Annotated in this window: 14 protein-coding genes; 8 read left to right on the top strand and 6 right to left on the bottom strand. The window is 74.6% G+C overall.

Annotated features, from left to right (window positions below; all coding sequences use genetic code 11):
- Positions 1–65: 65 nt before the first annotated feature.
- Together ACPC54_RS15880 and ACPC54_RS15885 are read right to left on the bottom strand one after the other, a co-directional pair.
- A complete protein-coding gene (locus ACPC54_RS15880) occupies positions 66–641 on the bottom strand; it encodes a hypothetical protein (protein ID WP_498965352.1) in 576 nt (191 codons plus the stop codon).
- Positions 632–1,762 (bottom strand): serine hydrolase domain-containing protein, encoded by a 1,131-nt coding sequence (locus tag ACPC54_RS15885; protein WP_498965354.1) that lies wholly within the window; start codon positions 1,760–1,762, stop codon positions 632–634. The genes ACPC54_RS15880 and ACPC54_RS15885 overlap by 10 nt, the downstream gene beginning before the upstream one ends.
- 191 nt (positions 1,763–1,953) lie before the next feature.
- On the opposite strand from ACPC54_RS15885, the gene ACPC54_RS15890 reads away from it, so the two are divergent.
- The gene (locus ACPC54_RS15890; RefSeq protein WP_498965356.1) at positions 1,954–2,511 is read left to right on the top strand and encodes a DUF3885 domain-containing protein; all 558 of its coding nucleotides are present in this window, start codon (positions 1,954–1,956) and stop codon (positions 2,509–2,511) included.
- An 81-nt stretch (positions 2,512–2,592) separates the two neighbouring features.
- Here the strand turns inward: ACPC54_RS15890 and ACPC54_RS15895 are convergent, their stop codons facing one another.
- Positions 2,593–3,159 (bottom strand): hypothetical protein, encoded by a 567-nt coding sequence (locus tag ACPC54_RS15895; RefSeq protein ID WP_498965358.1) that lies wholly within the window; start codon positions 3,157–3,159, stop codon positions 2,593–2,595.
- A gap of 567 nt (positions 3,160–3,726) precedes the next feature.
- On the opposite strand from ACPC54_RS15895, the gene ACPC54_RS15900 reads away from it, so the two are divergent.
- Positions 3,727–5,103, top strand: a complete 1,377-nt coding sequence (locus ACPC54_RS15900) for a pyridoxal-phosphate dependent enzyme (RefSeq protein ID WP_498965360.1) — start codon at positions 3,727–3,729, stop codon at positions 5,101–5,103.
- A 46-nt stretch (positions 5,104–5,149) separates the two neighbouring features.
- Here the strand turns inward: ACPC54_RS15900 and ACPC54_RS15905 are convergent, their stop codons facing one another.
- On the bottom strand, positions 5,150–5,917 hold the full coding sequence (locus ACPC54_RS15905; RefSeq protein WP_498965362.1) for a TetR/AcrR family transcriptional regulator: 768 nt from the start codon (positions 5,915–5,917) through the stop codon (positions 5,150–5,152).
- Positions 5,918–6,021: 104 nt separating this feature from the next.
- Here ACPC54_RS15905 and ACPC54_RS15910 point away from each other — a divergent pair, with 104 nt between their 5' ends.
- The 6 genes from ACPC54_RS15910 (at position 6,022) to ACPC54_RS15935 (ending at position 11,020) form a co-directional block, all read left to right on the top strand.
- A complete protein-coding gene (locus tag ACPC54_RS15910) occupies positions 6,022–7,032 on the top strand; it encodes an ATP-binding cassette domain-containing protein (RefSeq protein ID WP_498965364.1) in 1,011 nt (336 codons plus the stop codon).
- A complete protein-coding gene (locus ACPC54_RS15915; RefSeq protein WP_498965366.1) occupies positions 7,032–7,853 on the top strand; it encodes an ABC transporter permease in 822 nt (273 codons plus the stop codon). The genes ACPC54_RS15910 and ACPC54_RS15915 overlap by 1 nt, the downstream gene beginning before the upstream one ends.
- A gap of 59 nt (positions 7,854–7,912) precedes the next feature.
- The gene (locus ACPC54_RS15920; RefSeq protein ID WP_498965367.1) at positions 7,913–8,899 is read left to right on the top strand and encodes an aldo/keto reductase; all 987 of its coding nucleotides are present in this window, start codon (positions 7,913–7,915) and stop codon (positions 8,897–8,899) included.
- Positions 8,900–8,959: 60 nt separating this feature from the next.
- On the top strand, positions 8,960–9,586 hold the full coding sequence (locus tag ACPC54_RS15925) for a TetR/AcrR family transcriptional regulator (RefSeq protein ID WP_498965368.1): 627 nt from the start codon (positions 8,960–8,962) through the stop codon (positions 9,584–9,586).
- Positions 9,587–9,682: 96 nt separating this feature from the next.
- Entirely contained in the window at positions 9,683–10,306 is a 624-nt protein-coding gene (locus ACPC54_RS15930) for a DUF4188 domain-containing protein (protein WP_498965390.1), read from the top strand.
- 69 nt (positions 10,307–10,375) lie between these two features.
- Entirely contained in the window at positions 10,376–11,020 is a 645-nt protein-coding gene (locus ACPC54_RS15935) for a cysteine peptidase family C39 domain-containing protein (protein WP_498965369.1), read from the top strand.
- On the opposite strand, the gene ACPC54_RS15940 is transcribed toward ACPC54_RS15935, so the two are convergent.
- Both ACPC54_RS15940 and ACPC54_RS15945 read right to left on the bottom strand, forming a co-directional pair.
- Positions 11,017–11,868: an SCO6745 family protein gene (locus ACPC54_RS15940; protein ID WP_498965370.1), complete on the bottom strand. Its 852-nt coding sequence runs from the start codon at positions 11,866–11,868 to the stop codon at positions 11,017–11,019. The genes ACPC54_RS15935 and ACPC54_RS15940 overlap by 4 nt on opposite strands.
- 185 nt (positions 11,869–12,053) lie before the next feature.
- Positions 12,054–12,914: an SCO6745 family protein gene (locus ACPC54_RS15945; protein WP_498965371.1), complete on the bottom strand. Its 861-nt coding sequence runs from the start codon at positions 12,912–12,914 to the stop codon at positions 12,054–12,056.
- Positions 12,915–13,092 lie beyond the last annotated feature (178 nt).

Raw genomic sequence — 13,092 nt, forward strand, 5'->3', positions numbered from 1 at the left:
CGAGAGCGGGGGCCGATCGGGCCGCCACCCGTTCCGTACAGGGGTCGGAACGGGTGGCGGCCGGTTCACCGGGGGGCCGGGGTGGCCGCGCCCCAGCCGTCGTCGGGGAGCGTGCGGTCCGGCTCGGGGCAGTCCGGGTGGTCGTAGCCCCAGAGGCCCACCTTGTGCAACACCCAGTCGGTGAGCGGCGGTTGGTCGAGGTCGATGCGGTCGACCAGGACGAGGCCGACCCGCACCTCCGGGGCCGGGGCCACCTCCAGGGTGCGCTGGCCGGGGATGTTCTCGTACGTCACCGTCTCCCAGGCGCAGCCGGCGGCGGTCAGCGCGGCGGTCAGCCCGGACTCGCTCACCCGGGTGTCGTAGGTGGCGAACTCCTCGCCCGGCTCCGGGAGTTCGAGCTCGCCGTGCCAGGTCGGCAGGGAGAGCGAACGGAGCCGGCGGCAGCGGCAGAACACCGTCCAGACGTCGCCCCAGCCGAAGGCGTGCGGCCAGCGTGACTCCTTGTGGACGCGCCCGCAGTCGTACGGATCGCCGAAGCGGGTGGCGAGTTCGGGCAGCGAGGCGTCGTAGTGCAGCTCGCCGAGGCGGCCGGTGCCGGCGAGCTCGGTGAGCCGGCGCAGGAAGGTGTCGGCTACAGGCACGCGCGCACCGCCTCGATCAGCCGGTTGGCCCGGGCGTCGCCGTGGCCGATCATCCGGTTCGCGACGTAGGCGAAGCCGACGCCGAACTCGTCGTCGCCGAAGGCGAACTGGCCGCCGGCGCCGTCGTTGCCGAAACTGCGGGGGCCGAGCAGCGGGCGGAACGCGGGGGAGTCCAGCAGGAAGCCGGAGCCCCAGCGGGCGCCCAGGTCGAAGCCCAGGTAGCCGGCGCCGGAGGAGAGTTCGCGGGTCGCGTCGGCGATGGTGGCGGGCGAGAGCAGCGGCGCGCCGCCGTCCAAGCCGGTCGCGGCGGCCGCGTACAGGCCGGCCAGGCCGCCGGCGGAGGCGACGGCGCCCGCGCCCGGCAGCTCGATCGCGTGCAGGGCCGGGTCGTTCCAGCCGTGCGGGACGTCCAGGCCGGGGAAGGCCAGGGCGCCGTTCATCGTCACGATCCTGGTCAGCAGGTGCTCCGGGCCGGGCATCGGGCGGCGGCCCTCGGCCTCCACCAGGCGGGCCACGTGCGGGAGTTCGTGGTGCGGCAGGCCGAGGTAGACCGGCAGGTCGGGGAGCTCCGCGCGCAGGAAGGCGCCCGGCGTCCGGCCGGTGATCCGGCGGATCACCTCGCCGACCGCGAAGCCGAGCACGTGGCCGTGGTACTCGTAGGTGCTGTCCGGCTCCCACAGCGGCGGCTGGTCCTCGATCGCGCGGACCACCGGCTCCCAGGCGGCGATCTGCTCGAAGGTGAGCGCCGCGTCCAGGGCGGGGATGCCGGCGCGGTGGCCGAGGATCATCCGGGTGGTGACCGCCTGCTTGCCGTGCCGGGCGAACGCGGGCCAGTAGCGGGCGACCGGGGCGTCCAGGTCGAGCCGGCCGCGCTCGGCGAGCAGGTGGGCGGCGATGCCCACCGCGCCCTTGGCGCAGGAGAACACCGGGACGAGCGTGTCCCGCACCCACGGCCGCCCGGTGCGCTCGTCGGCGGTGCCGCCCCACAGTTCGACCACTTTGCGGCCGTCGACGAACACCGTGACGGCCGCGCCGAGTTCGGGGAACTCCGCGAAGTTGCGGCTGAAGACGTCGGCGACGGCGCCGTACCGTTCGTCCACCCAGCCCTGGTAGTCCTGCATCGTGTACCGCCCCGTTCTGCTCGCATGTCATGGCGCCTGACAGTGCGCGCGACATGCCGTGTGGTGTCTGTCAAGATCAACGACCGGACCACGCTACGGGGTCGGGACACCTCTGACGACGGGTTTTCCCCGAACTGGGGCGGGTGGGGCGACTGTGGCGGGGTGCGCCCACGATGTGAGAGGAGCAAGGGGTGGACCTGGCGGAGTTGACGGCGCGATGGGACCGGCGATGGCCGGGCAGTCTGCCGGTCGGACACGAGATCGACGCGGGCGAGCGGGACGTCTGGGTGCGCTTCCACAGCCTCCCGGAGTCCAAGCGCTACGCCGAGGACGAGCGCGAGTACGGGATCCTGCTGGAGCGCCACAACACCGTGCTGGACGAGCTGTTCGCGGGAGCGGAGGTGTACGTCCTCACCTCGTGCTGGACGGACGCGCCCGGCGCCCCCGCCGGGCGCCCCGGCGCGCACTGGCGGAGCTGGCTGCAGACGGACGACCCCGACCCGGAGTTCCGCACCTACTGCCACGTCTTCCTGGAGCGGCGGCCGTGGCGGCGCGGCTGCCTGGACGGGCTGCTGCGCCGGTGCGCCGACTACCAGGAGGCCGGGGTGATCGTCACGGACACCGGCCTGCGGCGGCTCTACCACCCGTACGACGGCGGGGCGGACGTCTTCCTCACGTCGAGCGGGGAACGGGACCGGCTGCGGGCGCGGCACGCCGACTGGCTGTCCCGCCACCCGAGCGGGCGCTGAGGGCTTCAGCCGAGGACGGGCTCGGCCTCCTGGCTCGGCCAGTGGAGCGCGGTCTGCTCGGTCCGCTGATCCGATGAGCGGTTACTCTCCGTGCCCGCCCTGATCGGTGGGGCGGGTGGGAGCGACAGCGTCGCGCAATCTGGAGTGCGCCGAAACCATGGGGCGCGTACGTAGAGGCGCGCGCCCCATCCCGCGCCGGTACGGCGAGGCGGCGGCTCCCAGCGCCGTGCCGATGCCGACGAAGGCCGCCACTCCGGCCGGGAGGATCCAGCCGGTGATGCGGGCGTCCTCGGAACCGGTGCCGAGCGTGCCCAGCAGCGCGGTCAGCAGGCCGTACGGGATCAGCAGCGTGCCCGCCCAGGCAGGGGCGAGCAACAGCAGCCGGGGCAGCCGGCGTTGGGGCAGGTGCCGGGCGACGACGAAGGCCAGCGCGACGCCCGTGAGCGCGAGGACGGCGGTGAAGTCGACGCCGTGGTGCTCCAGCCAGATCAGGGGCGCGGGCCCGCCGTTGCGCCGGAACTCGTCCGCGAGCGAGAAGCCGTCCGCGAGCCCGGCCCGGCCGCCCGCCGCCCAGTACGTCTTCAGCGCGATGTACGGCAGGGCGAGGCTGCCGGCCAGGGTGACGGTGCGCAACTGGCGTCGGGTCATGGGCGGTTCCTTCGTTCGGTGGTGCTCCCACGGTGTCGCGAGGGCGCAGGAACGGGCGTCCTGCGCGCGGACGGGGACGGGCGCCGGCGTCCCTCCGGGCGGGGAGGGGCGCGCGGCCCGCGACCTCCCTCACACGGGGGAGCCGTGTGCCGGGACCCGGCGGTGGGCAGGATCGTTCGGGTAAGCAGTGTGTGGTGTTGATCATTGCGGGTTGACGAGAGGTCGGAGGGGGGCTGAATCATGGCGAAGCGCCGCAAGAAGCACGAACCGCGCGCGATCGCGGCCCCTTTCAACGTTCCGGTGAAGGAGAGCAGGCGCGCCGAGCGGAAGAAGGCCCTCACGGCGGTGTGTGCGTGCTGCTCACCGGGACGCAGTGGCGGCAGCGATGGAATGCGGAGCGGCTGTTCCTGACGGCTGACGGGGAGTCCGGCGCGCCGTGCGGCAACGACATCTCGAAGACCGTTTGCGAGGTCACCGGACCACCTGTCCGGATTCAGGCGGGCCGGCCGGCAGCGGCCGCCACCGCTAGGAACGGTACCGAGCTCAACCGAACCGAGGAGGCCCGAGTTGGCCGCAGTTCACGAATCAGTGCTCGACGCGATCGGTGGGACGCCGCTGTTCCGCCTCGCCCGTCTCGGTGCCGGGATCGCCGCGCCGATCTACGCCAAGGCCGAGTTCTTCAACGTCGGCGGCAGCGTCAAGGACCGCGCGGCGCTGTCCATGGTGCTGGCGGCCGAGCGGGAGGGCCTGCTGAAGCCGGGCGGGACGATCGTCGAGGCGACCTCCGGCAACACCGGCATCGGGCTGACCATCGTCGGCCGGCAGCGCGGGTACCGGGTGATCGCCGGGGTGTCGGACAAGTCGGCGGCGGAGAAGTCGGACATCCTGCGGGCGTACGGGGCCGAGGTGGTGACCGCCACGACCTCCGTGCCGCAGGAGGATCCGAGCCACCTGTTCAACGTCGTCCGGCGGCTGGCGGCGGAGATCCCCGGCGCCTGGCTCGCCGACCAGTACGACAACCCGGCCAATCCCGACGCGCACCTGCGCACCACCGGCCCCGAGATCTGGGAGCAGACGGCCGGCCGGGTCACCCACTTCGTCGCGGGTGTCGGCACGGGCGGCAGCATCACCGGCACCGGCGAGTACCTGAAGCGGGTCAGCGGCGGTGCGGTGAGCGTGGTCGGGGCCGACCCGGAGTCCTCGATGTACGGCGGCGGCGACGGCAGCCCCTGGTACGTCGAGAGCATCGGGCACTTCCTGCACCCCGAGACCGTCGAGGACCGCTGGCCGAAGGCCTACCGGGCGGAGGCGGTGGACACCTTCGAGTGCATCCCGGACCGCGAGTCGCTGCTGACCGCGCGCCGGCTCGCCCGCGAGGAGGGCATCCTGGCCGGCCCGTCCTCCGGCACGGCGGTCGCGGCGGCGCTGCGGGTGGCCCGGCGGTTGGGGCCGGACGACCTGGTGGTGGTGCTGCTGCCGGACTCGGGGCGGTCCTACCTGTCCAAGGTGCACAGCGACGCGTGGATGCGGCAGTGGGGCTTCCTGGAGGACGCGGACGGCCTGCGGCCGCTGCTGGACGCCGCCGGCCTGCTGGTGGCGGTGACCGCGGACACCACCGTGGCCCGGACGCTGGAGGCGCTGCGCACCGCGCCGGGCGGGGTCGCGCCGGTGCTGCTGGCGCGGGGGGCGCGGCCGTACGGGGTCGCCGCGTCCGAGGTGGTCGGCACGGCGGAGCGGGAGGTGCTGGCGGCGGCGCTCGCGGACGGCTCGGCCAAGCCGGGGGACCCGGTGGGCGGGCTGCTCGGGCCGGCCCTGCCGGTGGTCGGGGTGGGGCAGCCGGTCGGCGAGGCGCGGGCGGCGCTGGGGGAGGCGCACCCGGCGGTCGCGGTGCTGGTGGACGGGCGGGTGGCCGGGGTGCTGCCGCGGGCGGCGCTGCTGGCGTAGCCGGACGGCCCGGGCCTTCTCGGCCCGGGCCCTGCCAGGTCGGGCGCTACTCCGCGATCGGTGCCAGGATGGCCAGGATCACCCGGTCCAGGGTGCGGTCGAAGGCCCGGTCCGGATCGGCCGGCGGGCCGGCGGTGGCGAACGCCTGGGCGAGGTGCGGGTACTGCCCGCTCATGGCCGCCTGGGTGAGGTAACCCACCATCTCCGCCTGCCACTTGGCGCCCGCGGCGGCGGTCTGCTCGTACTGGGCGAACTGGCACAGGAAGCCGTTGAACATCGCCATCGCCTCCATCCGCGCGCCGCCGGGCAGGCCGGAGGGGGCGGTGACGGCCAGGAAGTGGTCGGTGTAGCGCAGCGCGTTGGGCCCGATGCCGGGGCGGGAGAGCACCAGCCCGGGCAGCCAGGGGTGGCGGCGGAAGAGGCCGATCTGCTGGTGGGCGAGATCGGCGAGGTCGGCCCGGAGGTCGCCGCTGGGCTCCGGCGGGAACCGGTACTCGGCGGCGGCCGCGTCGAGCATCAGGTCGAGCAGGTGCTCCTTCTTCGGCACGTAGTTGTAGAGCGACATGGTGCCCGCGCCGAGCGCGGCCGCGACCCGGCGCATCGAGACGGCGTCCAGGCCCTCGGCGTCGGCGATCCCGACGGCGGCGGCGGCGATCGAGTCGCGGCTGTGGGCCGGGCGGGGGCCGCGGCCGGTGCGCTCGGGGCGCAGCCAGATCAGTTCGGGGGCCTCGGGTGGCGTCGGCCGCCCCGGCGGCGTGGGGCGGCCGGGCTGGTCCGGGCTCTCGGGACTGCTGGGGGGCTTGCTGGACGGCACTGGAAGATCACCTCGCGCTCCCATCTTAGATACGTACGGCGTACGTAGTACGATGCGTGGGCACGCACTTCTACGTACGCTGTACCTAGAGAAGGGGCAGAGCCATGTCCGTCACCACCCGACCCGCCGCCGTCTCGGCGGGCCCCGCCATCGAGATGGCGGGAGTGGGGAAACGCTTCGGCGCCACCGAGGCCCTGCGCGGCCTCGACCTCGTAGTCCCCGCTGGCGCCGTCTGCGGCCTGCTCGGCCCCAACGGCGCGGGCAAGACCACCGCCGTGCGCGTGCTCGCCACCCTGATCGCCCCCGACCAGGGCGTCGCCCGGGTCGCCGGACACGACGTCGTCCGCGAGGCCGAGGAGGTGCGGCGCGCCATCGGCCTGGCCGGCCAGTACGCCGCGCTCGACGAGGGCATCACCGGGCGCGACAACCTGCGCATCTTCGGCCGGCTGCACCGCCTCGGCGCCCGCGGGGCCCGCCGGCGCGCCGACGAGCTGCTGGAGCGCTTCGGCCTCGCCGAGGCCGGCGACCGGCTGGTGCGCACCTATTCCGGCGGCATGCGCCGCCGCCTCGACCTGATCGCCAGCCTGGTCACCAGCCCGCCGGTGCTCTTCCTCGACGAGCCCACCACCGGGCTCGACCCGCGCAGCCGCCAGGGGATCTGGGACACCGTCAAGGAGTTGGCGGACGGCGGTACCACCGTGCTGCTCACCACCCAGTACCTGGAGGAGGCCGACCGGCTCGCCGACGAGATCGTGGTCGTCGACCACGGCGCTGCGATCGCCACCGGCCCGCCCGCCCGGCTCAAGGCGGCGATCGGCAGCGAGGTCTCCGTCACGCTCGTCGATCCCGGCCAACTCCCGGCCGCCGCCGTGGTGGTGACGGCGTTGGGCGGCGGCGAGGCGCGGATCGACGTCGCCGAGCGGACGGTCACCGTGCTGACCGAGCCCGGCCGAGCCGTCCCGCTTCCCGTGCTGGTACGGGAGTTGGACGCCGCCGGGGTCGTCGCGGAGGACGTCGCCGTCCGGCCGCCCTCGCTGGACGACGTGTTCCTCGCGCTCACCGGGGAGGCGCGAGTGACACCCGAGCTGACCGTTCTGGAAGGGGAGGCCGCCTGATGGCCACGGCCGTGTACACCGCCTCGCGTCCGTCCGCCGGGGGGCGGATGGTCGCCGACACCTGGACGTCGATGCTCCGCGTCCTGCTCAACTACCGTCACTCGCCCGGACTGTTGGCCGCCTCGCTGGCCGTGCCGGTGGTCATGGTCGTGGTCTTCGGGTACGTCTTCGGCAGCGCCATGCAGGTGCCCGGCGGCGGGGACTACAAGGAGTTCCTGATGCCCGGCCTGTTCGCCATGGTCGCCACCAACGGCATCATGCCCACCATGGTCGGCGCCGCCCGCGACGTCGGGCGCGGCGTCACCGACCGGCTGCGCTCGATGCCGGTCTCGCGCGCCGGACTGCTGCTCGGCCAGACCCTGGCCGACCTGCTGGTCAGCCTCGTCGTGATGGTGCCGATGGTGCTGGTCGGGCTCGCCGCCGGCTGGCGCGCCCGGAACGGGCTCGCCGACACGGCGGAGGCGTTCGGGCTGCTGATGCTGTTCCGGTTCGTGATGACCTGGGTCGGCACGCTGCTCGGCCTGGCCGTGGGCAAGGAGGAGCAGGCCGGTCAACTCGCGGTGATGGTCTTCCCGTTGGCGATGATCACCAACGCGTACGTGCCCACCGGTGGGATGCCCGGCTGGCTGCGCGCCGTCGCCGACTGGAACCCGATCAGCGCCGTCGTCCAGGCCTGCCGGGAGCTGTTCGGCAACCCGTCCGCGCCCGGTACCGCCTGGCCGATGCAGCACGCCGCGCTCGTCACGCTGCTGTGGAGCGCCGCCCTGCTCGCGCTCTGCGGGCCGCTGGCCGTACGGAAGTTCGCCACGCACGGGCGGTGATCCACCCGATCCGCCGAATGTGCTGGACACCGGTGCCGGTGCGGCGGAGGGTGGGCGCCATGGAGTACACCCACCTCGGCCGCACCGGCCTGACCGTCTCCCGTCTCTGCCTCGGCACCATGAACTTCGGCCCGCACACCGAAGAGGCCGACGCCCACGCCATCATGGACACCGCCCACGAACGCGGCATCAACTTCTTCGACACCGCCAACATGTACGGCCGCGACAGCGAGGGCCGGCAGCGGGGGCGCACCGAGGAGATCATCGGCCGCTGGTTCGCCCGCGGCGGTGGCCGCCGCGAGCGAACCGTCCTCGCCACCAAGGCCTACGCCGACATGAGCGACTGGCCCAACGACGGCAGGCTCTCCGCCCTCGCCATCCGCAAGGCCGTCGAGGGCAGCCTGCGGCGGCTGCAGACCGACCACATCGACGTCTACCAGATGCACCACATCGACCGGGACACGCCCTGGGAGGAGATCTGGCAGGCGATGGAGGTCCTGGTCGCCCAGGGCAAGATCATCTACGTCGGGTCGTCCAACTTCGCCGGCTGGCACATCGCCCAGGCCCAGGAGGCCGCCCGCTCCCGGAACTTCCTCGGCCTGGTCAGCGAGCAGTCGCTGTACAACCTGCTCGACCGCACGGTCGAGCTGGAGGTCGTCCCGGCCGCCCGGCACTACGGCCTCGGCCTGATCCCGTGGTCCCCGCTGCGCAGCGGGCTGCTCGGCGGCATCCTGCGCAAGGAGCGCGAGGGCACCCGGGTGCGCGGCGCCATGGGCCACGCGAGCGAACTCCTGGCCAAGCACCGCGACCGGATCCAGGCCTACGAGGACTTCGCCGACGAACTCGGCGCCGACCCGGCCGAGCTGGCCCTCGCCTGGCTGCTCGGCCGCCCGGCCGTCACCGCCCCGATCGTCGGCCCGCGCACCCCGGCCCACCTGGACGCGGCCGTCCGGGCCCTGGACCTGACGCTCGACCAGAAGACCCTCGACCGCCTCGACGAGATCTTCCCTGGCCACCGGCCCGCCCCGGAGGACTACGCCTGGTGACACCCGCCGCCCGCCCCGGCCCCGCGCCCGGGGCGGGCGCGCTGTGGTAGCAAGGCGGGCATGGCGAGCATGGCGGGAGAGCGCGGGGAGCGCGGGGCGTACCACCACGGGGCGTTGCGGGAGGCGTTGGTGGCGGCGGCGTTCGAGGTGTTGGACGAGCAGGGGCAGGAGAAGGTGAGCGTCCGGGAGGTGGCGCGGCGGGCCGGGGTGTCGGCGGGGGCGCCGTTCCGGCACTTCGCCGACCGGCAGGCGCTGTTGACGGCGCTGGCGGACCGGGTGCTGGCGGACTTCGTGGACTGGCAGCAGGGGCAGGTGGCGGTCGCCGAGTCGGAGGGCCGGTCGATGCTGCGGGCGCTCGGCCTCGGGTGCGTCCGGTACGCGCTGCACCATCCGCGCCGGTTCGAGCTGGTGCGCTCGCGCATGTTCGCGGCCTCCCGGGAGCCCGAGCTGAGCGAGCAACTCGACGGCATCGACCAGGTGTTCACCCTCCTGATCCTGGCGGACCAGGAGGCCGGCCTGCTGCGCCCCGGCGATCCGGAGCGGCTCGCACTGGCCGGGCAGGCGCTGGTGTACGGGCTGGCGCAGATGATCGTGGACGGCTACCTGCCGGCCGAGAAGGCCGAGGAGCTGGCCGACCAGGTGCTCGACACCTTCGGTCAGGGGATCGCCAACCGGCGTGCGCCGTAGCCGAATTGTGCGTGCGGCATGCCTTGACCGGCCTGGTGCGCGCTGATGTAATCACCGATTACATGGAGCGTGGACCCGGGGAGGCCAGTCATGCCCTTGTTCGCCAAACCGCAACCCGGCTACACCACCGCCGCCGCGACCGGCGACACCGTGGTGCTGCTGATCGGGATGCGGATCAACCGGTTCTGGGCCGTGCACCACTGGGGCCCGGTGATGTTCGCGATGTTCCGGATGCTCTACGAGCTGCGCCGCAGCCCCGAGCGCGGCCTGCGCGGCCGCATCCTGCTCACCGCCTCGCCGCGCACCTACTACGTCGTCCAGTACTGGGAGTCGAAGGAGGCGCTGTACCGCTACGCGAGCGCGCCGGACGGCTTCCACCACACCGTGTGGGGCATCGCCAACCGGATGGTGAAGGAAGGCAAGACGCACCGGCACGTCGGGCTCTGGCACGAGACGTACATCGTGCCGGAGGGCGGCTACGAGTCGATCTACTTCGACATGCCCGCCTTCGGCCTGGCCGGCGCCACCGGCATGATCCCGGTGGAGGAGCGCGGCCGGCACGCGGCGCAGCGACTGGCCTTCCGCTCGGGCCAGGAGTCGGGCGACGACGCCGGGAAGTCCGCGGTGAAGTCCGCGGTGAAGCCTGCCGTGAAGCCTGCGGTGAAGTCCGCCGGAAAGTCCGCCGGAAAGTCCGCCGAGAAGGCTGCCGAGAAGGCCTGAGCGCCGGGCGGGTGGCGCCAGGGAGTGTCGCGGGTCGTCCGGGTCCGCCCGGCGTGAGAGCGTCTGGGCATGGCGGACAGGGCTGGCGCACCGGTGGTGCACGAGGTGCCGTACCACGCGCAGTGGGAGTCGGCGGAGCTGGTGCGGGCGATCATCGACGGGCGGCTGGACGCGGCCGAGGACCCGCGCTGGGGCCAGTCCGGCGCCGCCACCCCGGAGGAGTACGCCTGGTGGTCGTGGCGGCTGTGCGGGGTGGCCTGCCTGCGGATGGCGCTGGACCACTGGTGGGGCGTGGCCCCGCCGGCGCTGAGGCTGGCGGACGAGTGCGTGGCGGCGGGCGCGTACGTCCGGGACGGCGAGAGCCTGCGCGGACTGGTGCACACGCCGTTCGCCGGGTACGTCCGGGAGCGCTGGGGGCTGGCCGCGCAGGCCCGTGAGGCGGGCCCGGAGGAGGTGGCGGCCGAGGTGGCCGGCGGGCGGTTGGTGATGCTGTCGGTGCACCCGTCGATCCGGGAGCCGCGGGGGCCGGAGCCGGTGCGCCGGGGCGGCCACCTGGTGCTCGCGGTGGGCGTCACGGACGCGGCGCTGCTGATCCACAACCCGTCCGGTTTCGCGGAGGAGTCGCAGGAGTTCGCGCCGGTGCCGTGGCGCTCGTTCGGGCCGTTCTACGCCGGGCGGGCGATCGTCCTCGGCCCGCCCGGCGGTGCGGACTAGGCGTTCTCCGGCAGCCCGACCGGGTACCAGGGCAGGCTGCCCCGACAGAGCGCCGAGATCGGCTTCAACGCGGCGGCCAGCCGGTCGAGTTCGGCCCGCGGGTAGTTCTCCCAGACCCGGGCGGCGGCCAGGTCGGTGGCGGCCTCCAGGGCCTGGTGGCGGATCCGGCCGAGCTCGGTGACCGTCCCCTCCGCCGTCAGCCAGCCGCGCTCGACCAGGCGGCCGGCGGCGGCCTCCCACTCGGCGTCGGTCCAGCCGCGCACCGGCTGGACGTCCTCGCGCCGCATGTCCATCGCGCAGCGGACGACCAGCGCCTCGCAGCCGTCCAGCCCGGCCGCCACCAGGGCGGCCACGTGGCCGTCGCCGCGGTGCTCGCGCATCACGGTGGTGGCCTGCCAGAGCCGTTCGTACAGCCCGGTCGGCCGGGGGAGGGCGGCGTTGGCGGAGGCCAGCACCCGGCCGGCGCAGTCCAGCCGGGCCGCGGCCAGCTCCAGCGCGTCGGTGGCCCGCTCGACCTGCTCCCGGTCGACGTGCTCCAGCAGCCGGGCCAGCGCCTGCCCGGCGCCCTTGGAGCGGGCGGCCAGCGCCTCCTGCGGGCTCGCCAGCGACCACACCGAGGGCAGCGCGCGCTCCACCATGGGCGGGGCGAAGCCGAAGAACGCGGCGATCACCGGCGGTGCGTCCACCGGGCCCAGCGGGGCCGAGCGGCCGGCGAAGTAGCCGCGCCAGAAGCCGCGCAGGCCGGCCTCCTCGAAGGCGCCGAGGCATTCGGGCTGGAAGTAGGTGACGGCGTGCACCGGCTCGAAGAGCCACCACAGTGCGCGGGCGGGGTGGACGAGATCGGCCATCGGGAGACCTTCCTCGGACGGGCTCCGGGCGGGCGCGGGGAGCGGGACTGGTCGGGGGGCGGCCGGGCGCTCGGCGGGGCCGCTCACGTGCTGATGACCCCGGTGGCGGGCGGGGTAATCCCGGAGGCGGGTGTGATGACGGTCACCCCCTGCCCGCCGCGGCTGCCGCCCGCCCGCGCGTCCCGTTACCGGGGCGCCGCCACCGGCGGCATCGCGAGCGGGTTGATCGGCATCTGCTCGCGGCAGAGCGCCGCGATCGGGGTCAACGCGGCGGCCAGCCGGTCGAGTTCGCCGTCCGGCCGGCCCTCCCAGACCCGGCCGGCGGCCAGGTCGGTGGCGGCCTCCAGCGCTTGGTGGCGGATCAGGCCGAGCTCGGTGACCGTACCGGCGGCCGTCAGCCAGCCGCGTTCGACCAGCCGGCCGGCGGCGGCCGCCCACTCATCGTCCGTCCACCCGCGCAGCGGCTGCAGCACCTCGCGGCTGGCATCCAGCGCGCAGTGCAGCACCGGCGCCTCGCAGCCGTCCAGCCCGGCCGCGACCAGGGCGGCCACGTGGCCGTCGCCGCGGTGCTCGCGCAGCGCGGTCGCGGCCTGCCAGAGCCGTCCGTACAGCCCGGTGGGGCGGGGGAGGGCGGCGTTGGCGGCGGCCAGCACCCGGCCGGTGCAGTCCAGCCGGGCCACCGCCGCCTCCAGCGCGTCGGTCGCCGACTCGACCTGCTCGCGGTCGACGGGCTGCAGCAGCCGGGCCAGCGCGGCCGCCGCGCCCTCGGTCCGGGCGGCCAGCGCCCGCTCCGGGCCCGCGTGCGTCCACACCTCCGGCAGGGCCTGCTCGACCCTGGCCGGGGCGAAGCTGAAGAACGCGGCGATCACCGGCGGTGCGTCCACCGGGCCCAGCGGGGCCGCGCGGCCGGCGAAGTAGCCGCGCCAGGCGCCGTCCAGCCCGACCCCCTCGAACGCCGCCCGGCTCTCGGGCTGGAGGAAGGCGACGGCGTGCACCGGCTCGAAGAGCCGCCACAGTGCGCGGGCGGGGTGGACGGGAGCGGACATCGGGAGGCCTTCCTCGCAGGAGTGTGCGCGCCCGCTGGGGCGCTCACGTGCTGATGACCCCGGCCGCCGCAGCGGTAACCCCCGGGGCGGGTGTGATCGCGGTCACCTGCGTCCCACGGGGGCGTCGGCCGCCCGCACAGCGCGAGATGATGGGGCGAGGTGCCCGCCGCCGGGCGCC

Origin of the sequence: Kitasatospora sp. NPDC094028, assembly GCF_049543595.1 — a bacterium.
GTDB lineage: Bacteria > Actinomycetota > Actinomycetes > Streptomycetales > Streptomycetaceae > Kitasatospora.